Origin of the sequence: Micromonospora sp. AP08, from assembly GCF_008085935.1 — a bacterium.
GTDB lineage: Bacteria > Actinomycetota > Actinomycetes > Mycobacteriales > Micromonosporaceae > Micromonospora > Micromonospora chersina.
In genome coordinates this window covers 37,072-62,786 of record NZ_VSEZ01000021.1, presented here as the reverse complement: position 1 = coordinate 62,786, position 25,715 = coordinate 37,072, and the positions used below count along the sequence as shown (strand labels likewise).

Annotated in this window: 26 protein-coding genes, 1 tRNA gene, 1 pseudogene and 1 riboswitch; of the genes and pseudogenes, 13 read left to right on the top strand and 15 right to left on the bottom strand. The window is 72.3% G+C overall.

What is annotated here, in order from left to right; translation table 11 throughout:
• Window positions 1–56 precede the first annotated feature (56 nt).
• The 4 genes from FXF50_RS26335 to FXF50_RS26320 form a co-directional block, all read right to left on the bottom strand.
• Entirely contained in the window at window positions 57–707 is a 651-nt protein-coding gene (locus FXF50_RS26335) for an aminodeoxychorismate/anthranilate synthase component II (RefSeq protein ID WP_148431627.1), read from the bottom strand.
• 4 nt (window positions 708–711) lie between these two features.
• Window positions 712–990 (bottom strand): hypothetical protein, encoded by a 279-nt coding sequence (locus tag FXF50_RS26330; protein WP_148431626.1) that lies wholly within the window; start codon window positions 988–990, stop codon window positions 712–714.
• A gap of 3 nt (window positions 991–993) precedes the next feature.
• On the bottom strand, window positions 994–2,187 hold the full coding sequence (locus tag FXF50_RS30030; protein ID WP_370464157.1) for a class E sortase: 1,194 nt from the start codon (window positions 2,185–2,187) through the stop codon (window positions 994–996).
• A gap of 485 nt (window positions 2,188–2,672) precedes the next feature.
• Window positions 2,673–3,479 carry a DUF881 domain-containing protein gene (locus FXF50_RS26320; RefSeq protein ID WP_148431625.1) on the bottom strand — a complete coding sequence of 269 codons (807 nt, stop codon included), beginning with the start codon at window positions 3,477–3,479 and terminating at the stop codon, window positions 2,673–2,675.
• A 230-nt stretch (window positions 3,480–3,709) separates the two neighbouring features.
• Between FXF50_RS26320 and FXF50_RS26315 the strand changes: the two genes are divergently transcribed.
• The 5 genes from FXF50_RS26315 (at window position 3,710) to FXF50_RS26295 (ending at window position 9,998) form a co-directional block, all read left to right on the top strand.
• Window positions 3,710–3,973 (top strand): cell division protein CrgA, encoded by a 264-nt coding sequence (locus FXF50_RS26315; protein WP_091316105.1) that lies wholly within the window; start codon window positions 3,710–3,712, stop codon window positions 3,971–3,973.
• A 202-nt stretch (window positions 3,974–4,175) separates the two neighbouring features.
• Complete coding sequence (locus tag FXF50_RS26310; protein WP_148431624.1) at window positions 4,176–6,374, top strand: (Fe-S)-binding protein; 2,199 nt, start codon at window positions 4,176–4,178, stop codon at window positions 6,372–6,374.
• An 84-nt stretch (window positions 6,375–6,458) separates the two neighbouring features.
• Window positions 6,459–7,820: a hemolysin family protein gene (locus tag FXF50_RS26305; RefSeq protein ID WP_187399830.1), complete on the top strand. Its 1,362-nt coding sequence runs from the start codon at window positions 6,459–6,461 to the stop codon at window positions 7,818–7,820.
• Window positions 7,813–8,817, top strand: a complete 1,005-nt coding sequence (locus FXF50_RS26300; RefSeq protein WP_148431623.1) for a hemolysin family protein — start codon at window positions 7,813–7,815, stop codon at window positions 8,815–8,817. The genes FXF50_RS26305 and FXF50_RS26300 overlap by 8 nt, the downstream gene beginning before the upstream one ends.
• 164 nt (window positions 8,818–8,981) lie before the next feature.
• Complete coding sequence (locus FXF50_RS26295; RefSeq protein WP_255510199.1) at window positions 8,982–9,998, top strand: C40 family peptidase; 1,017 nt, start codon at window positions 8,982–8,984, stop codon at window positions 9,996–9,998.
• A 64-nt stretch (window positions 9,999–10,062) separates the two neighbouring features.
• On the opposite strand, the gene FXF50_RS26290 is transcribed toward FXF50_RS26295, so the two are convergent.
• Complete coding sequence (locus FXF50_RS26290) at window positions 10,063–12,060, bottom strand: N-acetylmuramoyl-L-alanine amidase (protein ID WP_255510198.1); 1,998 nt, start codon at window positions 12,058–12,060, stop codon at window positions 10,063–10,065.
• Between the two features lie 241 nt (window positions 12,061–12,301).
• A riboswitch (cyclic di-AMP (ydaO/yuaA leader) is annotated at window positions 12,302–12,439 on the top strand.
• A gap of 11 nt (window positions 12,440–12,450) precedes the next feature.
• Here FXF50_RS26290 and FXF50_RS26285 point away from each other — a divergent pair.
• Entirely contained in the window at window positions 12,451–13,488 is a 1,038-nt protein-coding gene (locus FXF50_RS26285) for an NlpC/P60 family protein (RefSeq protein WP_148431620.1), read from the top strand.
• A gap of 60 nt (window positions 13,489–13,548) precedes the next feature.
• Here the strand turns inward: FXF50_RS26285 and dcd are convergent, their stop codons facing one another.
• The gene (gene dcd / locus FXF50_RS26280) at window positions 13,549–14,127 is read right to left on the bottom strand and encodes a dCTP deaminase (protein ID WP_091264644.1); all 579 of its coding nucleotides are present in this window, start codon (window positions 14,125–14,127) and stop codon (window positions 13,549–13,551) included.
• Between the two features lie 78 nt (window positions 14,128–14,205).
• Here dcd and FXF50_RS26275 point away from each other — a divergent pair, with 78 nt between their 5' ends.
• The gene (locus FXF50_RS26275; protein WP_148431619.1) at window positions 14,206–14,751 is read left to right on the top strand and encodes a pyridoxamine 5'-phosphate oxidase family protein; all 546 of its coding nucleotides are present in this window, start codon (window positions 14,206–14,208) and stop codon (window positions 14,749–14,751) included.
• A 70-nt stretch (window positions 14,752–14,821) separates the two neighbouring features.
• On the opposite strand, the gene FXF50_RS26270 is transcribed toward FXF50_RS26275, so the two are convergent.
• Entirely contained in the window at window positions 14,822–15,805 is a 984-nt protein-coding gene (locus FXF50_RS26270; RefSeq protein WP_148431618.1) for a zinc metalloprotease, read from the bottom strand.
• Window positions 15,806–16,046: 241 nt separating this feature from the next.
• On the opposite strand from FXF50_RS26270, the gene FXF50_RS26265 reads away from it, so the two are divergent.
• Window positions 16,047–16,120, top strand: a tRNA-Gly gene (locus FXF50_RS26265).
• A gap of 559 nt (window positions 16,121–16,679) precedes the next feature.
• Here FXF50_RS26265 and FXF50_RS26260 read toward each other — a convergent pair.
• Both FXF50_RS26260 and FXF50_RS26255 read right to left on the bottom strand, forming a co-directional pair.
• Window positions 16,680–17,117: a hypothetical protein gene (locus tag FXF50_RS26260; protein ID WP_148431617.1), complete on the bottom strand. Its 438-nt coding sequence runs from the start codon at window positions 17,115–17,117 to the stop codon at window positions 16,680–16,682.
• A gap of 58 nt (window positions 17,118–17,175) precedes the next feature.
• On the bottom strand, window positions 17,176–17,937 hold the full coding sequence (locus FXF50_RS26255; RefSeq protein ID WP_148431616.1) for a hypothetical protein: 762 nt from the start codon (window positions 17,935–17,937) through the stop codon (window positions 17,176–17,178).
• Window positions 17,938–18,069: 132 nt separating this feature from the next.
• Here FXF50_RS26255 and FXF50_RS26250 point away from each other — a divergent pair, with 132 nt between their 5' ends.
• Window positions 18,070–18,717, top strand: coding sequence for an MOSC domain-containing protein (locus FXF50_RS26250; RefSeq protein WP_148431615.1), 648 nt, complete (start codon window positions 18,070–18,072; stop codon window positions 18,715–18,717).
• Between the two features lie 154 nt (window positions 18,718–18,871).
• Here FXF50_RS26250 and FXF50_RS26245 read toward each other — a convergent pair whose 3' ends face one another.
• The 4 genes and pseudogenes from FXF50_RS26245 to FXF50_RS30315 all read right to left on the bottom strand — a co-directional run.
• A complete protein-coding gene (locus FXF50_RS26245) occupies window positions 18,872–19,648 on the bottom strand; it encodes a nucleotidyltransferase domain-containing protein (RefSeq protein WP_187399828.1) in 777 nt (258 codons plus the stop codon).
• A gap of 20 nt (window positions 19,649–19,668) precedes the next feature.
• Window positions 19,669–20,400: a DUF899 family protein gene (locus tag FXF50_RS26240; RefSeq protein ID WP_148431613.1), complete on the bottom strand. Its 732-nt coding sequence runs from the start codon at window positions 20,398–20,400 to the stop codon at window positions 19,669–19,671.
• An 83-nt stretch (window positions 20,401–20,483) separates the two neighbouring features.
• Complete coding sequence (locus tag FXF50_RS26235) at window positions 20,484–20,975, bottom strand: GNAT family N-acetyltransferase (protein ID WP_148431612.1); 492 nt, start codon at window positions 20,973–20,975, stop codon at window positions 20,484–20,486.
• A 103-nt stretch (window positions 20,976–21,078) separates the two neighbouring features.
• Window positions 21,079–21,135 (bottom strand): annotated as a pseudogene (locus FXF50_RS30315) (hypothetical protein); the annotation flags it as partial.
• 46 nt (window positions 21,136–21,181) lie between these two features.
• Between FXF50_RS30315 and FXF50_RS26225 the strand changes: the two are divergent.
• Both FXF50_RS26225 and FXF50_RS26220 read left to right on the top strand, forming a co-directional pair.
• Window positions 21,182–21,580: a LysR substrate-binding domain-containing protein gene (locus tag FXF50_RS26225; RefSeq protein ID WP_255510197.1), complete on the top strand. Its 399-nt coding sequence runs from the start codon at window positions 21,182–21,184 to the stop codon at window positions 21,578–21,580.
• Between the two features lie 31 nt (window positions 21,581–21,611).
• Entirely contained in the window at window positions 21,612–22,172 is a 561-nt protein-coding gene (locus FXF50_RS26220) for an NUDIX hydrolase (RefSeq protein WP_148431611.1), read from the top strand.
• Here FXF50_RS26220 and FXF50_RS26215 read toward each other — a convergent pair.
• The gene (locus FXF50_RS26215) at window positions 22,159–23,232 is read right to left on the bottom strand and encodes a hypothetical protein (RefSeq protein ID WP_148431610.1); all 1,074 of its coding nucleotides are present in this window, start codon (window positions 23,230–23,232) and stop codon (window positions 22,159–22,161) included. The genes FXF50_RS26220 and FXF50_RS26215 overlap by 14 nt on opposite strands.
• A 38-nt stretch (window positions 23,233–23,270) precedes the next feature.
• Window positions 23,271–23,591 carry a PadR family transcriptional regulator gene (locus FXF50_RS26210; RefSeq protein WP_148431636.1) on the bottom strand — a complete coding sequence of 107 codons (321 nt, stop codon included), beginning with the start codon at window positions 23,589–23,591 and terminating at the stop codon, window positions 23,271–23,273.
• A gap of 141 nt (window positions 23,592–23,732) precedes the next feature.
• Here FXF50_RS26210 and FXF50_RS26205 point away from each other — a divergent pair, with 141 nt between their 5' ends.
• Both FXF50_RS26205 and FXF50_RS26200 read left to right on the top strand, forming a co-directional pair.
• A complete protein-coding gene (locus FXF50_RS26205; RefSeq protein WP_148431609.1) occupies window positions 23,733–24,785 on the top strand; it encodes a MerR family transcriptional regulator in 1,053 nt (350 codons plus the stop codon).
• A 49-nt stretch (window positions 24,786–24,834) separates the two neighbouring features.
• On the top strand, window positions 24,835–25,713 hold the full coding sequence (locus FXF50_RS26200) for an LLM class flavin-dependent oxidoreductase (RefSeq protein WP_148431608.1): 879 nt from the start codon (window positions 24,835–24,837) through the stop codon (window positions 25,711–25,713).
• The last annotated feature ends 2 nt before the right edge of the window (window positions 25,714–25,715 follow it).

Sequence of the window (25,715 nt, the reverse complement as noted above, 5' to 3'; positions counted from 1 at the left end):
CAGACAGACGACGTGGCGGTGCCGGACGGCACCGCCACGTCGCGTAGAACGAACCCTCAGGCCGCGGCGAACGCGGCGCGGCGGCGGGCGTCGACCTCGGCGGCCAGCTCCGGGGCCCGCTCCAGCGCCTCCGGGTAACCGCAGACGGCCAGCCAGTTGGCCAGCATGAGGTGGCCGCCCTCGGTCAGCACGGACTCGGGGTGGAACTGGACGCCCTCGATGGGCAGGGTGCGGTGCCGCATGGCCATCACCACGCCGGAGGCGGTCCGGCCGGTGACCTCCAGCTCGTCGGGGAGCGTCTCGGGCAGCACGGCGAGCGAGTGGTACCGGGTGGCGGTGAACGGGTCGGGCAGGCCGGCCAGCACGCCGACGCCGTCGTGGCTCACCTGTGAGGTCTTGCCGTGCAGCAGCTCCGGCGCCCGGGTCACCGTCGCGCCGAACGCCTCGCCGATGGCCTGGTGACCGAGGCAGACACCGAACAGGGGCAGCTTGCCCGCGTACTCCCTGATCACGTCGAGGCAGATGCCGGCGCGGTCCGGGCTGCCCGGCCCGGGCGAGAGGAGCACGCCGGCGGCGCCCACCCGGCCCACCTCGGCGACGTCGATCTCGTCGTTGCGCCGCACCTCGCAGTCCACGCCGAGCTGGCCGAGGTACTGCACGAGGTTGAAGACGAACGAGTCGTAGTTGTCGATCACGAGGACGCGCATGGGGTCACCTGCTCGGGGTGGAGGGCGGGGCGTTGTTCGTCTCGGTGCTGTACGGGATCTCCTCCTCGGAGGGCCGCTCACTCGGCTCGGTGAGCCCGCCGCCGTCGTCACCCGGCACGCCGGAGTCCTGAGTGACCTGCACGTCGTCGAAGGGGAGGAGGGGTTCGGCCCAGGGGAAGACCACGAACCAGAGCAGGGCGACCGTCGCGGCGGCCAGCAGCACCGAGCCGATCAGTTTCCCGGGCAGCCCCAACGGCAGCTTCCGCCAGATCCATCCGTACACGCGTCAGCCCTCCAGCTCGGCCGGGCGGCCCGCCGACTTGGCCTGGACGTGATCCAACCGGGCGTGAATGATCAGCCGCTGGTAGTTGTCGAACTTGGGGTTGCAGGTGGTCAGCGTGAGCAGCTTCTCGGTCGGCCGCTCGTTCGGCTTGCCCGGCACCGGCGCGACGACCTCGACCTGGTACGGCTTGACGATCCGCTGCTGGTAGACCTTGTAGATGATCCACTCGCCCTGGGTCTCGACCACGATGTTGTCGCCCGAGCGCAGTTCGTCGAGGCGCCAGAAGGTGGCCCGGATGCGGTGCCCGGCGACGGCGAAGTTGCCCACCTGGCCCGGCATGGCGCTCTTCGGGTAGTGGCCCGGGGCGTACCGGATGTCGTCCGGGGTGACGCCCTCGACCACCACCCAGTGCTTGTCGAGCTTGGGGATGTAGAGCCCGGCGACCGGCTTGCCCTCGGCCGGCGGCTTCGGCTTCGGGCTCGGCCCGGTGGTCGGGCCGACCGTCGGGTCCGCCCCCCACTCCTGGGCGAGCTGGCTGCTCAGATCGTTCTGGTGGGCGTCGACGATCACCGCCTTGCCCCAGATCTCGTAGCCGGCGAACAGCAGCACCACCAGGCCGAAGGTGATCAGCACCTCGCCGGTGCCGCGCACGATCGTCCGCAGCCGGGAACCGACGGTGGGGCGGGTCAGCTCCGAGTAGACGCTCTTGTACCCCTCGCCGGTCTGCTCCGGTCGGAGCTGCACCACCCGCTCGCCCCGGCGGGGGCGCGGTGGCTCGGCCGGGGTCGCGGGCTCGTCGTCGCCGGTGTCGCGGACCGGGGGCACCGCACCCATCAGCGCGGTGGAGTCCAGCGCCGGAGGGGCCGCCGGGCGGCTGACGGCCGGGATCACCGCGGTCGCTCCGGGGTCCTCCGGGCCGGTCGCCGCCGGCCGGGCCGGGCCGCCGTCGGCCGGGCCACCCGACCTGGGTACGCCGGCTCCCGGCGCGCCGGCACGCAGCGGCCCTCCGGCGGGTCGGCGCGCCGGCCGATCGCCCAGCGGGGGGATGAACGCGGTCGGGGCGTCGGCGGGAGCGGACGGCCGTACCTCGGCGGTCGGCGCGTCGACCCGGGGCCGGGGCTCGTCGGGGATGTTGGCGGGTCCGCCGTGGCCGGGACCCCGCTGGTGCCGGTCCGCCCGTCCGTCCGAGGCCGCCACGGGTCCGCCCGGACCGGCACCGCGCCGGTGCCGGTCGGCCCGTCCCTCAGGGCGGTCGGTGGGCCCGTGCGGCGTGGTGGGCGGACGCCCCTCGGACCAAGCACCAGCCGGTCGTTCCGGTGCCGCGCCGCGCGCCGGCGGTGTCGTCTCGGACCACCCTCCCGGGGAGCCGCCGGGGGGCGGCGGCGAGACCGGACGGGCGGTGGGGGCCGGTGGGCGGCTCCGGTCGCCGGGCCAGGCCGGCGGTGGGGACGCGGGCGGGCGCGACGGGGACGCGGGCGGGCGCGGGTCGGGCGGTGGGGACGCGGGCGGGCGCGAGCCGGCCGGCCGCTGCTCGGAGGTGGGCGCGGGCCGGTCCGGCCAGGGCAGGTTCAGCGGGGGGCGGGGCGGTGCGGGCGCCGGTCGGTCGACCTTCGGGAGGAACGCCGTCGGGCCGTCGCCGGCGTCGCGGTGGCGCCCGTCCCGCTCCCGGGGGTCGTCCGGTGTCACCTGGGCACCTTCGCCGACTGGAGTGCGGTCGAGTCCTCGAACGCCGGCACGGTGACCGTGGAGATGCTCTCGGAGTAGCCGAGCTGGTAGTGGTCGACGGCTTCCCTGAACAACCGGACTCCCTCAGACGCGGCGAGTTCCCGCTGGAACGCGGCGGGGTCGCCGATTGCCACGATCTTGAAAGGAGGGGAGTACACCCGGCCGTGCAGCAGCAGGGTGTTTCCGACGCAGCGTACCGCGCTGGTGCTGAGCACGCGGACATTCATGATTGACATGGCCTCGGCGCCGCCCGCCCAGAGCGCGTTCACGACCGCCTGGACGTCGCCCTGGTGGACGACCAGGTCGTCGTTGCTCGCCCCTTTGGGCAGGGTCTGGTCGGCCCGTCGTGGCGCGTCGTTGAGTTCGATCGTGATGCCGCTGCCGGTGAGCGCGGTGAAACCGGCGGCCTGCCGGGTGGCGGCGGCCCGGTCCCGCTGCGCCTTGATCGGGCCGTCGGCGCCGGCCAGCTCGCCGGTCTGCTCCTCGACCTCGGCGCGCAGCCGGGCGGCCTTCGCCTCGCTGGCCGCGACCTGCTCGCGCCGGTCCTCGATCAACTGGGTGAGTTGGGGACGCCGGTCCTCGCGCAGCGAGGTGCCGCCGGCGGCGTTCGCGGTGGTGGTGAAGAGGAGCCCGGCCGCGGCGGCGATCAGGGGCACGCCGATCGACCAGCCCGGGCGGCGCTGCCGCGGCCGGCGGGGCAGCAGGCCGACCACCGCGCGCCGGAGGACCTTCTGCCAGGAGGCGGCGCCGGACGTGTACTCCACCGGGCGTTCCCTTTCCCGTCGTCTCGTTCCGGCCCGCGAGGGCGCGGACGGTCTGCTCGACCCGAAAAGTCCCGCCCTTTTCGGTCACTCCATGCACCGGCCTGACCCCATTCGTGGCCTGGACGGTCCGTCGGGACTACGCTAGCTGTCGAACATTATTGGCCATGGACCGTCGCCCCCGCGCCCGGTTGTCAGGCCGGACGAGGTCGTACCCCCCTCTGGAGAGCGTCGTGCCCAAGTCTCAGGTCCGCAAGAAGAAGGTGTACACCCCGCCGACGGACGTTCGTCCGACGGCGACGGCGGCGACGCGCAAGCCTAGCCCGGTGTGGCTGCCGATCACCGCGGTCGCGCTGATCGTGGTGGGCATCGGCTGGCTGGTCGTCTACTACCTCTCCGAGCAGGCGTACCCCGTGGCGTCGTGGGGCTACTGGAACCTCGCCGTGGGCTTCGGCGCGATGGTCTCCTCGCTGATCCTGCTCTCCCGCTGGCGCTGACCGGGGTCGCCTCGCGCTGACCGGTCCCGCCCCCGCGACACGGGCGTACGTCACGCCGGGACGCCCCTGAACGGCGTCCGGCGTCCGCTGCGCCTAAGGTGTCGACAGGGCGGCGTGGCCGGATGCGAGATGACTCACGTTACTGCTGGGTAACCTTGCGCGTAGGCTGCACTGACAAGCAGCAGACCGGGAGGCCAACTCGATGGGCAGCGTCCAGATCGTCACCACGATCCTCGCGGCCGCCATCACCGCCGTGGCGGTGTGGCTTGCGGTGCGCGCGGTCATGAAGATGACGGCCGTCATCCGGCTGGGGCAACCGGCGCCGGAGCGGTTCGGCGACAAGGGCGCCCGCACGAAGAAGATGCTGGTGGAGACCGCCGGCCACACCCGCATGCTGAAGTGGAGCGTGGTCGGGGCGGCCCACTGGTTCGTGATGGTCGGCTTCATCGTGCTGTCGCTGCTGGTGCTCGAGGCGTACTTCGAGGTGGTCACCCCGGGCGGCGGGCTGCCGATCATCGGGCACTGGACGATCTTCGGCCTGGCGACCGAGTGGATCGGGATCCTGGGCCTGGCCGGCATCCTGGTGCTGATGGGGATCCGGCTGCGCAACCGGCCCACCCGGCCGGGCGGCCGCTCCCGGTTCACCGGCTCGACGATGTGGCAGGGCTACTTCGTCGAGTGGGTCGTGCTGCTGGTCCTGATCTTCGGCTTCGTGATCCGCGGCTTCAAGGTCGCCACCGACCACTTCGAGTACCCGGTCTGGGCCACCCCGCTGAGCCACGCGGTCGGCGCCGCGCTCCCGGCCTGGACGGCCGGCGTCAGCGTCGCCGCCCTCATCAAGATCGCCATCTCGATGACCTGGCTCATCGTGATCTCGCTGAACGTCACCATGGGTGTCGCCTGGCACCGGTTCCTGGCGTTCCCCAACATCTTCTTCAAGCGCGAGCCCGAGAAGGCCGCGGGCTCCGGCCTGGGCGCGCTCCGGCCGATGATGAGCGACGGCAAGCCGCTCGACTTCGAGGAGGCCGACCCGGAGAAGGACCAGTTCGGCGTCGCCCAGGTCGAGCAGTTCACCTGGAAGGGCCTGCTGGACTTCAGCACCTGCACCGAGTGCGGTCGCTGCCAGTCGCAGTGCCCGGCCTGGAACACCGGCAAGCCGCTGTCGCCGAAGCTGCTCGTGCTGAGCCTGCGCGACCACGCGTACGCCAAGGCGCCGTACCTGCTGGCCGGTGGCGGCAAGGACCTGACCGGCGAGGAGAAGGCGACCGCCGCCCAGCTCGCCCACGTCGACGTGCTCGCCCTCGCGGAGGCCGAGAAGCCGCTGATCGGCACCGCCGAGGAGGGCGGGGTCATCGACCCGGACGTGCTCTGGTCCTGCACCACCTGCGGCGCCTGCGTCGAGCAGTGCCCGGTGGACATCGAGCACGTCGACCACATCGTCGACATGCGCCGCTACCAGGTGCTGATCGAGTCGAGCTTCCCGTCCGAGGCCGGCGTCATGCTCCGCAACCTGGAGAACAAGGGCAACCCGTGGGGCGCCCCGCAGAACACCCGCGAGGACTGGACCAAGGGCCTCGGCTTCGAGGTGCCGCGGGTCGGCGAGGTCGACGACTTCGAGTACCTGTTCTGGGTCGGCTGCGCCGGCGCGTTCGAGGACCGGGCCAAGAAGACCACCCGCGCGGTGGCCACGCTGCTCAACGAGGCCGGCGTCTCCTTCGCCATCCTCGGTGAGGGCGAGACCTGCTCCGGCGACCCGGCCCGCCGGATCGGCAACGAGTTCGTCTTCCAGATGCTCGCCCAGCAGAACGTCGAGACGCTGAACGAGGCGTTCGAGGGCCGGGAGAAGAGCAAGCGGAAGATCGTCGCCACCTGCCCGCACTGCTTCAACACCCTGGGCAACGAGTACGGCCAGCTCGGCGGCGAGTTCGAGGTGGTCCACCACACCCAGCTGCTGGCCCACCTGGTGGCCGCCGGCAAGCTCACCCCGGTGCAGCCGGTCGACGGCGGCGTGACCTACCACGACCCCTGCTACCTGGGCCGGCACAACCGGGTCTTCGCCGCCCCGCGCGAGGTGCTCGGCGACTCGATCCAGGGCGAGCTGACCGAGATGCCCCGCAACAGCGAGCGCTCCTTCTGCTGCGGCGCCGGCGGCGCCCGGATGTGGATGGAGGAGAAGATCGGCAAGCGGATCAACGTGGACCGGGTCGAGGAGGCCATGGCCACCGGGGCGAAGACCATCGCGGTCGGCTGCCCGTTCTGCTCGACGATGCTCAACGACGGGGTCAACGGCAAGGGCGCCGGCGAGCAGGTCGAGGTCGTCGACGTGGCCAGCGTGCTGCTCCGCTCGGTCAAGCCGGACGCCCCGGCGGGCGAGAAGGAGACCGAGTCGGTCGCCGGCTGAGGCGTACCGCGGACGAGTTGAACCACGACGGCGGCGGCACCCACCCGGGTGCCGCCGCCGTCGTCGGTCGCGGGTTCGTGCCGGATGCCGGCCCGTGGAACAATCTCGCTCATCGACGGCCTGCTGGTTACCACGCTGTTGCCCCTGGTCGGCTTCGTGCTGCTGACCGCCGGCAACGCGTTCTTCGTCGCGGCCGAGTTCGCCCTGGTCACCGTCGACCGCGCGGAGATCGACCGGCGGGCCGGCGAGGGGGACGGCGGCGCCGTCACGGTCCGCCGGGCGCTGCGCGAACTCTCCTTCCAGCTCTCCGGCGCCCAGCTCGGCATCACCATCACCGCGCTGCTCACCGGCTACCTGGCCGAGCCGGCGCTGGCCCGGCTCTTCGCCCCGCTGCTGCGCCCGGTCGGCGGCGCGGACCGGTTCAGCGGGCTGCTGGCCCTGGCGCTGGCCACCCTCATCTCGATGCTCTTCGGCGAGCTGGTGCCGAAGAACCTCGCCCTGGCCCGGCCGATGCCCACGGCGCTCGGCACCGCCGGGCCCATGCGGACCTTCTCCCGCACCTTCGGGTGGCTGATCCGGCTGCTCAACGACTCGGCGAACCGGCTGGTCCGGTGGCTCGGCGTGGAGCCGCAGGAGGAGCTGGCCAGCGCCCGGTCCCCGGAGGAGCTGGGCCTGCTGGCGGCCATCTCGGCCCGGGCCGGGGCGCTGCCGCCGGACACCGCCATGCTGCTGCGCCGCACCATCCGGTTCGGCGACAAGCGGGCCGCCGAGGCCATGACCCCGCGGGTCGACGTGATCGCGCTGCGCGCCACGGCGAGCGTCGCCGAGCTGCTGGACCTGTCCCGGCAGACCGGCCGGACCCGGTTCCCGGTCTACGAGGAGACGCTGGACCTGGTCACCGGGGTGGCCGGGGTGCCGGACGCGCTCGGCGTGCCGCTGGCCCGGCGGGCCGCCACCACGGTCGCCGCGGTCGCCCGGGAACCGGTGTACGTGCCGGAGAGCCTCGACCTCGACGGCGTGCTGGCCGCGCTCAAGGACGCCGGCGCCGACCTGGCCATCGTGGTCGACGAGTACGGCGGCACGGACGGCGTGGTGACCGTGGAGGACCTCGTCGAGGAGCTGGTCGGGGAGATCGCCGACGAGTTCGACCCGGACGCGGTGGACGACCTCGGCCCGGTCGAGCTGACGGTGCCCGGCGGCGAGCGGACCGTGCTGGTGGACGGCGTGCTCCGCGAGGACGAGCTGGTCGAGCAGACGGGTTTCCGGCTGCCCGAGGGGCCGTACGAGACCCTGGCCGGCTTCCTGATGGCCCGGCTCGGGCACATCCCCGTGCCCGGGGAGACGGTCGAGGACAGCGGGTACGAGTTCACCGTCGTGGAGGTCGACCGGCACCGGATCGAGCAGGTCCGGGTGGTCCGCCCGGAGGAGCCCGACGACGGTGAGTGAGCTGCTGATCGCCCTGGTGCTGCTGCTCGGCAACGCCTTCTTCGTGGGCAGCGAGTTCGCCCTGATCGCCTCCCGCCGGACGGTGCTGGAGCCGCTGGCGGCGACGTCGAAGCGGGCCCGGTGGGCCCTGTCGGCCATGAACCAGATCCCGTTGATGATCGCCGGGGCGCAGCTCGGCATCACGGTCTGCTCGCTCGGCCTCGGCGCCATCGCCGAGCCGGCGCTGGCCCACCTGCTGGAGACCCCGTTCGAGGCGCTCGGCCTGCCCGCGTCGGCGGTGCACCCGGTGGCCTTCGTGATCGCCCTCGGCGTGGTGGTCTTCCTGCACACCGTGGTCGGCGAGATGGTGCCGAAGAACATCACCCTGGCCGGCCCGGAGCCGTCGGCGCTCTGGCTCGGCCCGGCCATGCTCGCCTTCTGCCTGGGCACCAAGCCGCTGCTGCTGGCCATGAAGTGGTCGGCCCGGCAGGTGCTGCGGCTGTGGCGGGTCGAGGCGACCGACGCCGTGAAGACCGTGTTCACGGCGGAGGAGTTGGCCGGCCTGGTCTCGCAGGCGCGTACCGAGGGGTTGCTGGACGCCGAGGAACACGCCCGGATCACCGGCGCGCTGGCCCTGCACAGCCGGACCGCGGCCGACGCCCTGCAACCGTGGTCGACGGTGACGACGGTGGCCGAGGACGTCTCACCGGCGTCGCTGGAGGTGCTGGCGACCCGCACCGGCCGGTCCCGCTTCCCGGTGGTGCAGCGGTCCACCCGCCGGGTGCTCGGCTTCGTGCACGTGAAGGACGTGCTCGGCTACGCGGGCGCCGGCCGGCGGGCACCGGTGCCGGCCGACGTCTACCGGCCGCTGGCCGTGGTGCCGCCGGACCGTACGCTGGCCGATCTGCTGCTCGCCATGCGGCGCGAGCGCCGGCACATGGTGCTGGTGAGCGACGGCCGCCGGCCCCTGGGCGTGGTGACCCTCGACGATGTATTGACGGCCATCGTTGGCCGGTAAATGAATACCCTTGGTACACAAGCGGTTGCGCACACGTGATTGAACCAATGGTCGCCTTGATTCCACCCCGGTGCCTTCCCTAATGTGGGGCACCGACCGCTGTGGGTCGTCTGCCTCGATCTTCCCTCTCGCGAGGCGCCCGGCGGTCGGTTGCAAAGGAGTCCGTGCCGGTGGCAACCATGCCCCCTGAACGTCACGCCCCGAGCCAGCCCCCCGGCCGACCCGCCGGGTTCCACCGGGTGGTACGCCGTCTCCTCACCGTGGTCGCCGCCGTCGCGGTCGGCGCCGGGCTGCTGGCGGCCCCGGCGCACGCGGCGCCGTCGGTGGACGAGATCGACGCCCAGATCGACAAGCAGTGGGAGCAGCTGGAGCCCACCATCGAGCAGTACAACAAGGTGCGCGCCCAGCTCAAGGTCAACAGGAAGAAGTCGGCCGACCTCGAGAAGAAGATGGTGCCGCTCGAACTGGAGTCGGCGCTGGCCATGAACAAGGTCGGCGACATCGCGGCCCGCTACTACATCCAGGGCCCGTCCCAGGATCTCGGCGCGCTGCTGGTCAACACCAAGCCCGGCACGCTCGCCGAGCAGCTGGTCATCCTCGACCGGCTCGCCGACGACCAGCGCCGGCAGATCGCCGGCGTGCTCGCCGTGCGGGACAAGTACAACAAGCAGAAGCAGAAGCTGGACGCGCTGATCGCCACTGAGCTCAAGCAGAGCAACGAGCTCGCGGCGAAGAAGAAGCAGATCGACTCCGAGATCAAGCGGCTGACCGCGATGCTGCCGGTGACCTCGATCCGCCCGGCGGGCTGCCCGGCCATCGACGGGGTGGTGAGCAGCGCGGCGCGCACCGCGATCAAGACGGCGTGCGCCCAGGTCGGCGACCCGTACGTCTGGGGCGCCACCGGCCCGAACTCGTTCGACTGCTCCGGCCTCACCCAGTACGCCTACAAGGCGGCGGGCATCTCGCTCACCCACTTCACCGGCGCGCAGTGGAACGAGGGACGGGCGATCTCCCGAGCCGAGGCCCGGCCGGGGGATCTGATCTTCTTCTTCAGCGACCTGCACCACATGGGCCTCTACCTGGGCAACAACATCATGGTGCACGCGCCCCGGACCGGAAAGCCGGTCCAGGTGTCCAGCATCAACACCATGCCGGTCGCCGGCTTCCGCAGGCCGTACTGACCCACCCCGAGCAGCACGAAGGCCCCCGGTCCACGCGGACCGGGGGCCTTCGTCGTGAGGTCGGTCAGGCGGGCGCGCCGACCGAGGCGGGCTGGATCTGGACGTCGTCCAGGTTCACGAACATCACGCGGTGGCCGAACTGGATCTGCACGTACCGGTTCTCGCCGCGGATCACCGTCCAGTCACCCGGCGACGAGCCGTCGAAGGTGACCGCCCGGTAGTACTCGCCCGGCAGGACCCCGCCGACCGCGTACCGCTGGCCCGCCGAGAGGCTGTACTGCAGCGGGGAGATGGTCTGGTACGGCACCCCGGCCGGGTAGGCCGCCCGCTCGGGGTAGGCGCGCCCGTACACCGGGATGGTGGTCTTCCCGGCCTTGGGCGTCACCACGAAGCCGTTCGCCCACTTGGCCGTCGGCGCGGAGGCCGGGTTGTAGAACCAGGCCTTCTGGTTGAGGTACCAGATCGCGGTCCAGTCGCCCTGGATGTCCGCGAGGGCGTACGTCTGGCCGGCCGAGGCGCGGGCGCCGTGGTCGGAGACGTACATGGTGTCCGGCGTGCCGTCCGGCCGCAGCCCGAGGTCGTTGACCAGCGGAGCGGTCGCGCTCGGTGCGGTGCGCAGGACCACCGCCGACGAGCCGCGCAGCGGGCACGGCGCGGCCGGCGGCGTGGGCTTCGGCACGCCCGGCGGCTGCTGGTTGCAACCGGTGAAGGCGGGCCGGTTGGCGGCGAAGTCCGGGTCGATCGTGACCAGGCCGGTGTGCGGCGTGCCGGTGGACTGGAACGGGGCCTTCATGAGGTCGAAGTAGTGCGACCAGTCCCAGTACGGGCCCGGGTCCCAGTGCATGCCGCGCACCGTCCCGGCGGTGGTGCCGGGGACGTTGTCGTGGCCGATGATGTGCTGCCGGTCCAGCGGGATCTGGAAGCGCAGGGCCAGGTGACGGACCAGCTTGGCCGAGGCCCGGTACATCGCCTCGGTGTACCAGGTGCCGTGACCCGCGAAGCCCTCGTGCTCCAGGCCGATGGACTTGGCGTTGACGTACCAGTTGCCGGCGTGCCAGCCGACGTCCTTGGCCTTGATGTGCTGGGCGACGTAGCCGTCCACCGAGCGCAGCGTGTAGTGCCAGCCCAGGTAGTCGGCCCGCTTCACCAGGTTCACGCTCGGGCCGAAGTAGCCCTCGGTGTCGTGGATGACGATGTACTCGATCTTCTGCTGGGCCGGCCGGTTCCCGAGGTCGTGGTTGCCGTAGTCCCCCGGGTCCGCGCTGAGCTGCTCGTAGGGGGCGGGGATCCACTCGCAGGCCAGCCGCACCGGGCATTCCAGGCCGTCCGGCCGTTCGGCGCGGCGCAGCCCCAGCTTGTGCAGCCCGGACTGGTCCGGCGTCACCGTGGTGGCGGCCAGGGTCACCCGCTGGCCGTCGTCGGTGGTCCGGGTCGCGCCGAGGCCAAGCTGGTCGTAGACCTCGTCGGCGAAGGCCGCCGCCGCGTCCTCGGTGTCCGCGCCGGAGTAGCGGGCCACCGCGCCGTACCAGGCCGCCGGGTCGGTGCCGGCGCCGACCGGCGCAGCCAGTTCCTTCTGGTACGAGGCGAGCAGCGCCGCCCCGCCCCGGATGTTCGCGGCCGCGTCGGTGCGCAGCGTCTCCTCGGCGAGGCCGGTGAGCGCCGCGGCGGCGTCGAGCGTCTGCAGGGACGCCTGCGGCAGCGCGTCCTCCGCCGGCGCCGACGCGGTGGCCGGGTCGAGGGTGAGCGGACGCGAGTCGTCGCCCCGCGGGTCCTCGTCCTCGTCGACGTGGCCGCTGGCCGGGGTCGAGAGGACGTGCTGGGCGTCGGTGAGGTGCATCGGGCCGTAGCCGCCGCTGGTGCTCGGCTGGCCCGGGTGGGTGTCCCACCGCGATTCCAGGTACGAGACGCCGAGCAGGACGCTCTGCGGCACGCCGTACTCCGCCGCGGCGGCGGCGTACTGCTCCTGGCGGTCGGTGGGGGGTGGGGCGGTGAGCGGTTCCGCGGCCACCGGTCCGGTGGCCACGAGCGCGGTGGCCGCCGCGACGGCGGCTGCCAGCAGCATCCGTCTGCCCGACGGCGGGGGGGAGAGGTGCATCGAACCTCCAGACAGGGATGGGGGTCACTGCGTCCTCACCCTCGCCCCACGCACCCTCCGGGTCAATACCTTTCCGACAAGTAATCTTCGGTGAAAAAAACCTTCGGGTACGGAGTGTCACGGCGACTTGGGTTGCGGATCGGTAACGGTCATCTCTACTCTGGTCAATCGTCGGCCGCCAGTTTCACCGTCCAACCCGGGTGGTGACGGTCCGACACCGCCGAGTCGCCTCCGGGCGAGCCGGGGACCCAGGTACCTGGGGTGAATCCGCAGCCACTGCGGTAGGGCGGCTCCCTTCCCGCCCGAACCCGTCAGCTAACTCGGTAGGCGGGCACGAAGAAGGAGTACGGAAGCCCGGTGGCACACCATGCCCCGCGGCCACCGTCGGGCCGGTCGGTCGACCGGTCGACGGCTGCGCCGCGTTCCCGCTGGTCCCGCTTCACCACCGTCCTCGCCGCCCTGGCCGGCACCGCCGTCGTCCTGACCGGCGGCGCCACGGCGGCCCACGCCGAACCGTCGGTCACCGAGATCGAGCGCCAGATCGACCAGGACTGGAACAAGCTCGAACCGATCATCGAACAGGTCAACGCCACCCGCGAGCAGCTCGCCGCCAAGCGCAAGCAGGCTGCCGCGCTCGCCAAGCAGATCGCCCCGCTCCAGGCCCGGGTGGACGCCGCCCTCGGTCAGGTGGGCGGCCTCGCCGCCGACGCGTACAAGGGCGACAACAATCTCTCCACCGTCAACGCGCTGTTGGGCAGCCGGTCCCCGAGCGAGCTGGTGGACGGCCTCGCACTGCTCGACCGCTTCGCGAACCGCCAGCAGGCGCAGGTGCGGACCGTCGCCGAGCTGCGCGACCAGCTGGCCGCCAAGAAGCAGCCGCTGGACGAGATGATCGGCGAGCTGGCGCGCACCGAGGCGCAGCTCGCGGCGAAGAAGAAGCAGATCGACGCCGAGATCGTCAAGCTGCAGAAGCTCCGGCTCAAGGTCTACGGCAGCGGCGGTGGCGGTCCGCTGCGCCCGGCCCCCTGCCCCGCCGGCTACCCCGGTGGCCCGGCCGGCATCGCGGTCAAGTTCGCCTGCGCCCAGATCGGCAAGATCTACGTCTGGGGCGCCGCCGGCCCCGACCACTACGACTGCTCCGGCCTCACCATGGCGGCCTGGGCCAAGGCCGGCGTCTCGCTGCCGCACAATGCGCGGCAGCAGCACGACGTGACCCGGCGGGTGAGCCGGAGCGAGCTGCGCGCCGGTGACCTCGTCTTCTACTACAGCGACCTGCACCACGTCGGCATGTACGTCGGCGACGGCTGGGTGGTGCACGCCTCCCAGTCGGGCAAGCCGATCACCATGAAGCGCGTCGACGACGGCCAGATCAACAGCTACGGCCGCCCGGGCTGACCGGTCCGCGGGGGCTCCCGTGCCGCGGGGGCCCCTGCGCCGTTCCGCCGTGCCGGCCGGTCAGCGGGTCGGCCAGGTGCGCCAGTTCTGCCACGACCGGCTCGGGGTCGGCCCGCGCTGCCCCTGGTAGCGCGACCCGTAGACCGCCGAGCCGTACGGGTGCTCGGCCGGCGAGGAGAGCCGGAAGATGCACAGCTGGCCGATCTTCATGCCCGGCCAGAGCGTGATCGGCAGGTTGGCCACGTTGGACAGCTCCAGCGTGACGTGGCCGGAGAAGCCCGGGTCGATGAAGCCGGCCGTGGAGTGGGTGAGCAGGCCGAGCCGGCCCAGGCTGGACTTGCCCTCCAGGCGCCCGGCGAGCTGGTCGCCCAGCGAGATCACCTCCAGCGTGGAGGCGAGCACGAACTCGCCCGGGTGCAGCACGAACGGCTGGCCTTCGGGCACCTCCACCATCGAGGTGAGGTCGTCCTGCTGCACGGACGGGTCGATGTGCGTGTAGAGATGGTTGTTGAAGACCCGGAAGAGCCGGTCCAGACGTACGTCGATGCTGGACGGTTGCACCAGCGTGGGCTCGAAGGGCTCCAGCGCGAGCGTGCCCGCCTTGATCTCGGAGACCAGGTCGCGGTCGGAGAGCAGCATCGCAACACCATAGCGACCGGTACGGGTGACCTGCGTGTCGGACTACATCTTCGTACACCTGTTCGATAGAATGTCCGCATGGCTTCCTGGTCCGAATTCGCCGCCGACGAGCCCCGCCTCGCCGACGAGATCCGCCTCCTGTTGCAGCAGTACGGGCCGGGTTTCGGCTACCTCGCCACGGTCCGCGCCGACGGCGGCCCGCGGGTGCACCCGGTCTCCCCGGTCATCACCGACGACGGGCTCTGGTGCTTCGTCATCGACTCGCCCAAGCGCCGCGACCTCGAACGCGACGGCCGTTTCGCGCTGCACTCCTTCCCGCCCGAGGAGAGCGACGACGAGGCCTACGTGGCCGGCCGGGCCCGCCCCGTGACCGATCCGGCGACCGTGGCCCGGGTGGCCCGGATCGGCCGGGCCGCGCCGCAGGGCGACTGGCGGCTGTTCGAGTTCACCGTCGACGTGGCGATGCTGACCCGGCGCGACCAGGTGACGCGTCCCGACGGCGGCCGGCCGGAGGTGCGCGTCTGGCTCGATCCGGGGGCCGGCGCCCCGGCCCGGCGCGACCCGCTCGCCCCGGAGGGCCGACGCGGCCGGCACGGCTTCGACACCCGCCGCCCGGCGGCCTGAACCCGCACGGAAAAGCCGGTGCCGGCCCCGTCCGAGGACGGGACCGGCACCGGCGTGTGGTGCGGGACGGTCAGGCCGCGCGGTAGGCGTTCCACGCGGTCAGCATGCGGCTCGCCTGACCAGGGGTGAACTGGTACATGCACGAGTCGTAGGTGTAGTCCATGAAGTTGGTGATCGGGTCCAGGCCGGCGGTGGTGCAGGTGTCGCGACCGGTCGGGCACTGGAAGGCCGGCGAGGCCTCGGCCGGGGTGTCGGAGACGCTGTCGCCCGAGCCCGAGCAGCCACCCTGGAAGGTGTGGTAGAGGTTCAGCCAGTGGCCGACCTCGTGGGTGCCGGTGTCGCCCTGGTTGTAGTTGGTCGCGGTGCCGCCCGGCAGCGACTCGCTCAGCGCGACCACGCCGTCCATGCTGTTCAGCTTGCGCTGCGGGAAGGTCGCCCAGCCGAGCAGGTCGTCGCTCAGCTCGCCCAGGTAGAGGTTGAGCGTGTTCTTGCCGCCCTCGCGCAGCGAGGTCTTCATCGCGCGCTCGGCCGAGGAACCCTGCACGATCGGGTACCAGGCGGCGTTGGTGACGTGGTGCACCTTGGCGAGCTGGAAGCTGAAGGCGGTCGGGGCGCCACCGGTGGCACCGGCGTACGCCTTGTTCAGCACGTCGATCTGCTGGGTCACCATCGAGTCCGGGATGTTGCCGCCGGCCCGGGTGCTGTCCCGCTGGATGACGTGGACGACGACGGGGATGGTCACCGTGGCGAGCGGGGTGGCCCCGGCGCCAGCGCGGAAGTTCGCCCGCTCACGCAGCGCCGCGGCCAGGTCGGCCTCGCGCTCACGGACCTGCTTGGCGGTCAGCTCGTTCGGGTCCAGCTTGGCCGTGCCGCCCTTCTTGACCCGGGCGTCCGAGTGGACGTCAGCGGGTCCGACGCAGGACGCGTCCGGGGCGGCCGAGAAGGCCGAAGCAGCGGGGACGACGCCCACGGCGGCGGTGCTGAGCAGCAGCGCGAGGGTCGTCGACGCGACGCCGGCGGTACGCCGGGTCAGCAGGTTGGGACGCAGTCCCATGGGCCCACCTCTTTCGAACGGCATGACAGGGGGTATGTCACGCCGGGTCGGAAACGTGTGGGAGACGTTACATCCGATCGAAGGATTTGAGAACGGCCATATGTTGCCATGGTGAAACTTTCCGCTGCTGATCGGGGCTCCACGATGACAAGATCGTTTCGGTCCGGTTGCGACGCGTGATCGGGCTGCGGGGGTACCTGGGTGCAGGGAGGTGGTGGCCTCAGGTACAGTGGTGCCGCCTGCGGGTGTAGTTCAATGGCAGAACATCAGCTTCCCAAGCTGACAGTGCGGGTTCGATTCCCGTCACCCGCTCCAGCGTGAGGCCCCAGCTCAGGACAGGTTTCCTGGCTGGGGCCTCGATCGTTCGTCATGCTCCTCGGTGGTGTGCTGGTAGATCATCGCGGCGCGGGTCGAGGCGTGACCCATCCGGCCGGGTCGTCGGGCGGCTGAGGAACCGCACCTGAGCTAGTGGGCGGGTTCTGCGGCCCACAAGAGATCAGTGATGGCAAACCCGGGCAACTCGACGTCCGCGGCGGAAGTCATGCGGAACGTTCCGCCCACCGCCTCCGGCGTCCAGCCAACGCTGATGCCGTACCGGGCAAGTGCGCGCACGTTCTCAGCCGTCGGGTACGGATACGTTTCCTCCCCAGGCGCCGGCTGGGGCCGGTCAGTGAGGTCGGCCTGCAGAGCGCGACCGTTCTTTCCCGCTCCCCAGACGCGGATTCGGATGCAGCGATGGAGACGACCGTCAGGTCCGGACGCGTCGCGGATGTCGGCCTTCCAGGTGAACTCCCGACCGGCGACATGCAGCTTGCGTAGCCTCGACCTCATGTGACCATGCCTCCAGTCCCGCGGATCCGGCTGCCCCGTCCGCCTAGCTTGTACTGCCCAATTGGCCGAGCAGGCCATCAGCACCTTTGCGGACCGTCTGGTCCTGGTCATCGAGCAGTGTCGCGAGCACCGTTCGGAGGCCGGCCCGCTGCGGATCGTTCGAGTCGAGCCAGAGGCCATAGCTGGTGGCGCCGTAAAGGTAGTCGGCGATCTCCGTCAAGTGGGTGTTGTCCACCTGTGCTTCAACACGATGCCAGGCCGCGGCGAACGGGCGGAGCGCTGCTCTGTCACCTCGCTTGATCAAAGCTTCCGCGGTGTCCTGGACGACACTGGTGTTGTCGTCATCCAGCAGGAGCTCCACGAGCGCCCGGTCGACGGTCTCGGATCCAGCGAACAGGCTCAGCTCGGTGCCGGCATGCGCCCGCTCCGAGAAGTCATCTGACTTGGCCAGACGCAGCAGTGTCTCGGCTACGCCCGTCATCAGAACCTCCTCTGGAGCGAGCTGGTGGGCCAGTCTTACCGCCTCACGACAGTTCGATCTAGGGGTTTGTTCCGATCCAGGGCCTGGTAGGTGCGTCGGTCGGTTCGTTGCCGATCGCATGGAGGAGGCGGTCGTATTCGGCCTCCGTGCCGATCGCTGCCCGGCCTTCGGGGTGCGTCACGTAGTGCCGGATGGCATCCGCGACGAACCAGCCGGCGATGTTGTCGATGCTCAGGAGTTGGTGGCCCAGCACGATGCCGCGACGCCGCACCAGTTCGGGCCGTGCGTACGTGAGAGCCAGGATCTTGGTACGGGCCGCGGGCCGAAGCGGACGACCAGGTGCCAGTGCGTCCCAGGGCACGCTCACCGATCCGGTCAGCTCCCGCCACCGCACTCCGTCAGGGCGTAGGTGGACACCCAGACCACGCCAGGCTCGAGCCAGGAGCACACCAGCCCCGACCATCCAGAAGACCACCACAACGGCGTCCCAGAACGTTAGGTCGTGCGACTTGGCCGAGCCGACCAGCGAGCCGACCTGCCCCGAGGCCCAATAGGTAAACCCAAGGGCGACAAAGAGCGCTTGGGCGCTGGGCGGCGCGGTGAAGGACGGCTCTGCCGGCCGCACGATGAAGACCGCCGGTCGTCCCGCGAGGACGGCCACAGTCAGCAGCAGCAGCGTGGTTACGCCGGCAGCCAGGAACCCGAAGGACGACAGGCGGTCGAGGGCTCCACCGCCAGGGGACGCGAACCATTGCCCCACCAGATAGCCGGCAGACCCGGCCAGGGCAACCGCGACGGCGAGCCGGCGGCACAGGGTCACGGCTGCGAGAGGCACATACCGGCCAGAGTAGTTCGACCCGTGATGGCCGGGCCACGGTCGGGTGGATGCTTCGCCGGCGGTGGCCGGGAAATGGTTCGCTTCGGCGGGGCAACCGGCCCTACCTTGCCTGCCATGAAGCTTCTCTCCGTCAACGTGGGCAGGCCTCGACCCAATCCATGGAAGAAGCTCAGCGCGACAGGGATCGACAAGCGACCTGTTTCCGGCTCGGTCGCTGTCACCGCCCCCGGCCCCAAGGGCACCGGCGAGGTCGGTCTCGCGGGCGACCGTGTCTACGACGTGAAGCACCACGGCGGTCCCGACCAGGCTGTCTACGCGTACGCCCGCGAGGATCTCGATCGCTGGGAAGCGGAGTTGGACCGGCGGATCGCGAACGGTGGCTTCGGGGAGAACCTGACGACCATCGGCCTCGATGTCAATCGCGCATTGATCGGCGAACGCTGGCGGATCGGGTCGGATGTCGTCCTGGAGGTGTCCTGCGCACGGATCCCTTGTGCGACATTCCAGGGCTGGCTGCAACAGCACGGCTGGATCAAGCGGTTCACGCGGGCCGCGCTGCCGGGCGCCTATCTGCGCGTGATCGAGCCGGGCCAGGTCCGCGCCGAGGACCCGGTCGAGGTCATGTACCGGCCCGCCCACGACGTGACCGTCGAACTCGTCTTCCGCGCGATGACACTCGAACCGGAACTGTTGCCGCAACTGCTGGCCGCCGAGGCGCTGCCTCAGGAGGAGAGGGAACTGGCCCGCAGGCGGTGCCCCTGAGGAGGGCCACCTGGGCGGCGCCCGCCTCGCGGGAGCTGCGCACGGCGCCGACTGCCACCAGTCCCGCACCGGCGAGCGTGATCGCCGCCTCGGCGGCCCGCGACACCTGAGGGAAGCCTTCCGTCGCCGTGGGAGTGCCTTTGGTCCTCGCCGATCAGTCCCCGAAGCGGCGCCAGGCGTCGTCGGCGACCGCGTTGACGCTGTGGGCCGCGGCGAGCAGGTCGGCGGCGGTGAACAACTCCGCGCCGCCGGCACGCCAACCGACGGCCCGTCGCGCCAGGTCGGCGTACTCGGGAAACAGGCCCGCCAGGTATTCCCCCGCCGCGGTCTTGGAGATGATGTCGCCGTGGGCCAGCGTGTGGTGCAGTCGCGCGGGTCCCAGCACGAACCAGCTCACGACCCCGCCGTCCACGGGGGTGGCCGGGGCCACGCCGGCGAGCTCCGCCGGGAACGGGGCCACCCTGGCCTGCCAGTACTCCCGCAGATTGTCGAGGTTGTACCGGCGGAGCTGCTCCGGGTCGACCCGTACCCGCAACTCGGCGACGGCCGGGCCGCGTACCGGGATGCCGTGGCGTCGCAGGGTGAGCCAGAGGACCGGGGTCAGCTCGCCGCAGGGCGTGTCGGTCCGGAACTCGCCGTCGACCACGAACGGGACGGCCCGGCCGTCCGCCGGCCAGGATCGGGCCAGCGCGGGTTCGAGGTAGACGCCGTCGACGTGGGGTGACCGGGGCATGCCGGCGTGGATCCGCGCGAGCTGGGCCAGGTCGTCGCGGGTCGGTGGGCGCGACGTCAGGATGACCGTGTCGACGTCGCTGGCGCCGGGCTGCCAGGCGCCGAGCGCTGCTGACCCGACGACGTAGAGCGCCCGCACGTAACCGGGCAGCGCCCGGTCGACCGCGTGCAGGTATCGCCGGGTCAGCTCCTCGAACACCCCGCTGACGGTAGCCGGGATCAATCCCCGCAGCAGGACGCCCCGGTCGCGGCCGTGACACCCGGGCGGCTCCACTGCGCGATGGGGCGGCCGTCGAGACGCCACGGGTGCCCGCTGACCTTCGGCCATCCCTCCGGTGAGTCCTCCCAGTTCTCCTGCCGGCCGTACACCGTGAGGTCGAGGGCGTGGTAGCTGGTCGTCAACGCCTCGACGCCGCGCCCGGTGGTCCACCAGGTCTCATAGATCTGGCCGTCGTCGTCGCGCAGGTAGCAGGCGATGGACCCGAAGCCACGGCCGTCCACCAGCGCCGGGTCGGTGTCCCGCGCCGAGTACCAGGGGAAGCGGTAGCCCATGCACTCCGCGAACGGGGCGCTGTCGGCGTAGGAGCCCTGGCAGAGCACGGCGTAGGTGACGTCCCGGGCGTGCAGGTAGTCCAGCCTCTCCATGTGGCAGGTCGAGAAGGTGCACCCCTCGCACTGGTCCTCGTACGGCTTGCCGTCGTGCCACATGTGGAAGTAGGCCATCAGCATCCGGCGGCCCTCGAAGACCTCCAGCAGCGGCGTCTCCCCGCCGGGGCCCTGCACGGTGACGGGCGGGACGGGTGTCATGGGCAGCCGGCGCCGGGCGGCCGCGATGGCGTCGCCCTCGCGGGTGTGGGCCTTCTCCCGGGCCAGCAGGTGGTCACGTTCGCGCCGCCACGTCTCCCGGTCGACGACCGGCGGGAGGGCGGTGAGGTGGGTGGGAGTTGCCATCGCGGGCGGTCTCCTTCGGGACGTTCGAATCGGTCACCGGTATGGACCTGCCCGTCCGGTGATTCTCATCGGTCACCCGGGAGTCAGGAGTGCGCGGTGAGGTCGAGGACGTGCCGCAGGCAGGGCTCGCCGCCGATCAGCACCTCCTCGACCGGCACGAACCCGGTCCGCCGGAGCACCGCCAGGGAGGCCGGGTTCGCCAGCGCCGCCGACGCGACCAGGCGGCGCAGCCCGTACTCGTCGCGGGCCAGGGCGCAGACCCGGCGTACGCCTTCGCGGGCCACGCCGCGCCCGGTGGCCCGCTCGGCCACCCGGTAGCCCAGCTCGGCGCTGCCGTCGGCCACGTCGACCAGGTTGAACCGGCCCAGCACCGTGCCGTCCTCGTCGACGAGGACGTGGAAGTGGCACATGCCGCTGTCCTGCTCCTTGAGCAGGTCCGTCAGCCGGTCGGCGAACTCGTCGAAGTAGTCGTCGCCCCGGTCCGGCACGAACCGCGCGAAGTACTCCCGGTTCATCCGCTCGAAGCGGAGCAGCGCCGGAGCATGACGGGTGGCGAGCCGTTCGAGTGTGGGCATCAGGCGACGGTAGCAACGCGGAGGTCGGCCAGCAGGTCCTCGACGCCCGGATCTTTCCGGCGGCGACCAGCTCTTCGAGCGGCCCGATGAGGTCCAGCGCCTCCGCGACCGGTAGGTCGCCGAGGTGGAGCTGGCATAGGTCGACGTGGTCGGTACCCAGCCGCCGCAGCGAGCCGTCCAGGCAGCTGCGCAGGTACGAGCGCCGGGTGCTCGCGGTGGCCGCGGACCACCCGCTGGCCGGCGCGGAGTCGGTGTCGCTGGAGGTGCTGGCCGACCACCCGGTGGTGCAGTACCCGGCGGTGACCTCGGCCGCGTTCAAGCGGGACCGCACCCCGGACCGGACCCCGTCCGGGCGGCCCGTGCCGCAGGGCCCGGCCGGCACCTCGTTCTCCGAGATGCTGGCCCTGGTCGCGATGGGGCGCGGGGTGCTGCCGGTGGGCGAGCAGACCCGGCACTACCACGCCCGCCCGGGCCTGGCGTACGTGCCGATCCGCGACGCGCCGCCGATCCGTCGCGGTCCGGTCTGGCTGGCCAGCAACACCACCACCCGGGTACGCGAGTTCGTCCGCGCCGCGGTCGACGCCAACCCCGCCCCGGCGGCCTGACGTTGTCGGTCCCGGCTGGCAGCATGACGGCGTGCGGGACGAGATCCGGGCGCTGGTCGAGGCGCTCACGCCGGGCGACGAGCTGGAGGCGCGGCACCGGGCGACGGCACTGGCCTGGCTGGCCGGGACGGCGGACATCTTCCGCCGGGTGAAGCCACGCACGCCCTCGCCGCACCTGGTGGCCTACTTCCTGCTCCGCGACGAGACGGACGGGGCGGTGCTGCTGGTCGACCATCGCAAGGCCGGAATGTGGCTGCCCAGCGGCGGTCACGTCGAGCCGGGCGAGGACCCCGCGCAGACCGTACGCCGGGAGATGGTGGAGGAGTTGGGCGTGCCGGCCGTCTTCGCGCCGGCCCTCGGCGAGCGCCCGGCCTTCCTCACGGTGACCGAAACGGTCGGCCCGCCGGAGGAGCGGCACACCGACGTGAGCCTCTGGTACGTGCTCACCGGCAGCCGCGACCAGAAGCTGATCCCCGACCCGGCGGAGTTCCGGGCCGTCCGCTGGTGGACGCCCGCCGAGGTCGCCGCGGCCCCGCCCGGGACGGTCGAGCCGCATCTCGGCCGGATGCTGGCGAAGCTCAGCCGAGGCTGACCCTCAGCGGCTGCAGGTCCCGGCGGGGGGTCAGCGCGGTGGCCAGCAGGATCAGCGCTGCGGCCAGGCCGGCCAGGAAGAACAGCGAGAGGGTCGGCTGGCCGAGCCACTCCCAGAGCGGGTGCCAGTTCGGGTGCGGCTCGTCGAGATGGTGTGGGGCCAGCGTCGCGGTGCTCAGCAGCGCTGGCGCCCACCAGAGGAACAGGGTGATCCCCAGCAGCAGGGGCGCCCGCCGCCGGTCCTCGGTGCGCCGGCTCGTCCAGGCGAACACCAGCCAGGCCAGGACGCCGCCGACCAGCCCGGCCAGCACGGCGACGGGCAGCACGGCCGGCGGCGCGGCCCGCTGGAGCTCCACCCCGAGGTACGAGCCGAAGGAGCGGGGGTCGTCGAACGTGGCCCGGAGCACGGTGTCGCCCCGGCGGGCCACCAGGACGGTCTCGACCGGCTGGCTCGCCGGGTCGCAGCGCGGGTCGGCGCAGGTCTGGAGCACCTCGGAGGTCGGCTCGTACACCTGCCAGCCGGCCGCCCGGAGACGTTGCTGCGCCGTCGCCAGCGTCTCCGCCTCGGACGTCGGCATCGGGCCGACCGCGGAGCCGCCGGCGCCCCCCTCCTGGTACTCGCCGCCGTCGCCGAGCAGCAGATCGCGCAGGGACGCGCGGGACAGCGGCTGGCCGTAGATGACGAACAGCGCGCGGGCGGTCGACACGTCCTCGCCCAGGCGGTGCCCGGGGAACGCCTCGGCGAAGACCGCGGCGAACTCGGCCCGGTCCGGCTGCGGCCGGGAGGTCTCCCAGGCGACCCGGCTGGCCAGCGCGGCGGTGAACAGCCCGCAGATCAGCGCGGTGAGGACGGCCCACACGCCGACCGTGCTGCTGCCCGGCCGGCCGAGGCGGCAACGCAGGCCACCCCGGATCAGGTCGACCGCCTCGCCGAGGGTGGGTCGGGTCTGCCCGGCGGGTGCGGCGTCGAGCAGCAGCCCGAGCAGTTCCTCCCCACGCTCCCGCCGGTACGCGCGGGGATAGGCGAGCAGCAACCGGCGGTAGTGGCGGGTGAGCGACATGGTCTCCCCTGCGGTCGGAAGGCGTGGCGGGACGTGGGTCAGGCGGTGCGGGGGCGCAGGGCGCGCAGCCGGGTCTCGGCGGCGGCGGCGAGCTGGCGCAGCCGGGCGGTCTCGGCGCGGAGGGCGTCGAGGCCGGCGGTGGTGAGCCGGTAGTAGCGGCGCAGCCGGCCGTCCACCACCTCCTCCCGGTCGCGCTCGACGAGGCCCTGCGCGGTGAGCCGGTCCAGCGCGGTGTAGAGGGTGCCGGGCAGCAGGCTGACGCGCGTGGCGGAGAGCGCGGCGACCTCCTGGATGATCCCGTAGCCGTGCCGGGGGCCGCCCGCCAGCGCGGTGAGGATCAGGAACGTGGGCTCCCGCATCTGGGTCACGCCGGCAACATATATAAGTGATCGATACGTCGTCAACGCCTTGACCCTGCCCCTGCGGCAAGGCCCAGCGTGGTCCGTGCCGGTCGCCGCGACCGGCACGAGGAACGCGACCGGCGCGAGGAGGATGGGCCCGTGGAGCTGCTGACCATCGGGGCGTTCGCCCGCGCGGCGCGCCTGACGCCCAAGGCGCTGCGGCTCTACGACGAGCTGGGGCTGCTGCCACCGGCCGCCGTCGACCCGCGTTCGGGCTACCGGTACTACGCGCCGGCCCAGCTCGTCCGGGCGCGGCTGATCGCCGCGCTGCGCCGGGCCGGCATGCCGCTGGCCGAGATCCAGGCCGTCTGCGGCCTGCCGCCGGACGCCGCCGCCGAGGCGGTCGACGCCTGGTGGCGGCGGGTCAGTGCCGACACGGTGGCCCGCGGGCACGCCGTCGCGCTCCTCGTCGACCAGCTGACCGAGAGGGGCACCACCATGTCCGACACCACCTTCCGGTACGCCGTCCGCTGCGAGACGGGCACCGTCCGGGACTCCAACGAGGACACCGCGTACGCCAGCGCGACGCTGCTCGCCGTGGCGGACGGCATGCGGGGCCCGGGCGGGGCCGCCGCCAGCACCGCCGCCGTGGACGCGCTGCGGCCGCTGGAGCCGGCCGACGCGCCGGCCGGTGACCTGCTCGCCGCCCTCGCCGACGCGGTCGGCGCGGCCGACCGTGCGGTACGCGCCCACGCGACCGGCGGCCACCAGCCGGTCACCACGCTCACCGCCATCCTGCGGCGCGGGACCCGACTGGCCCTCGTGCACGTCGGGGACACCCGGGCGTACCTGCTGCGCGGCGGCGAGCTGTCCCGGCTCACCCAGGACCACACCTGGGTCCAGTCGCTGGTCGACCAGGGAAAGCTCACCCTGGCGGAGGCCGGGGCGCACCCGCAGCGGGCCCTGCTGGCCCGGGCCCTCGGCGCCGGCGAGGTCGAGGCCGATCTCGCGCTGCGGACGGCGCTGCCCGGTGACCGTTACCTGCTCTGCTCCGACGGGCTCGCCGCGGTGGTCGACCCCGAGGCGCTGCACGCCACGCTCGCCGGGGCCGAGGACCCGGAGACCGCCGTCGGGCGCCTGGTGGACCTCGCGTACGCGGCCGGCGCGCCCGACAACGTCGCGTGCGTGGTCGCCGACCTGGTGACGGCGTAGTCCCCCGACCCGGGTCGGGGTGTCCGACCCGGGTCGTACGCTGGCGATCATGCGGATTGGCATCGTGATCCTGCCCGACCAGCGCTGGTCCGAGTCCCGGCGGCGCTGGCAGCAGGCGGACGAGTGGGGCTTCGACCACGCCTGGACCTACGACCACCTGGGGTGGCGCGACCTGGTCGACGGCCCCTGGTTCGACTCGATGACCACGCTCACCGCCGCCGCGACGGTGACCTCCCGGATCCGCCTCGGGACCCTGGTCGCCTCGCCGAACTTCCGGCACCCGGCGGCGTTCGCCCGGCAGGTCACCGCGCTGGACGACGTCTCCGGGGGCCGGGTGCTGCTCGGCCTCGGCGCGGGCGGCATCGGCTTCGACTCGGCGGTCCTCGGCGGGGAGACCCTGCCGCCCCGGCAGCGGGTCGACCGGTTCGCCGAGTTCACCGAGCTGCTCGACCTGATCCTGCGGGAGGACGGCACCACCTGGCGCGGCGAGTGGTTCGCCGCGGTCGACGCGCGGAACAATCCCGGCTGCGTCCAGCAGCCCCGGGTGCCGTTCGTGGTCGCCGCGAACGGGCCCCGCTCGATGCGGCTGGTGGCCCGTTTCGGGCAGGGCTGGGTGACCACCGGGCTGGGCGGCGACGACCTGGAGAGCTGGTGGTCGACCGTTGCGGAGCTGTCCGCCCGGCTGGACGCGACGCTGGAGCAGGCCGGGCGCGACCCGGCCGCCCTGGATCGCTACCTGTCGCTGGACTCGGCGCCGGTCTTCTCGCTGCGCAGCGCGGACTTCTTCGCCGAGCAGGTGGCCCGGGCCGCAAGGCTGGGCTTCACCGACGTCGTGACCCACTGGCCGCGCGCCAGCAGCTGGTACGCGGGCGACGAGGCGGTGCTGGTCGAGGCGGTGCAGCTGCTGCCGGAGCTGCGCCGGGCGTGACC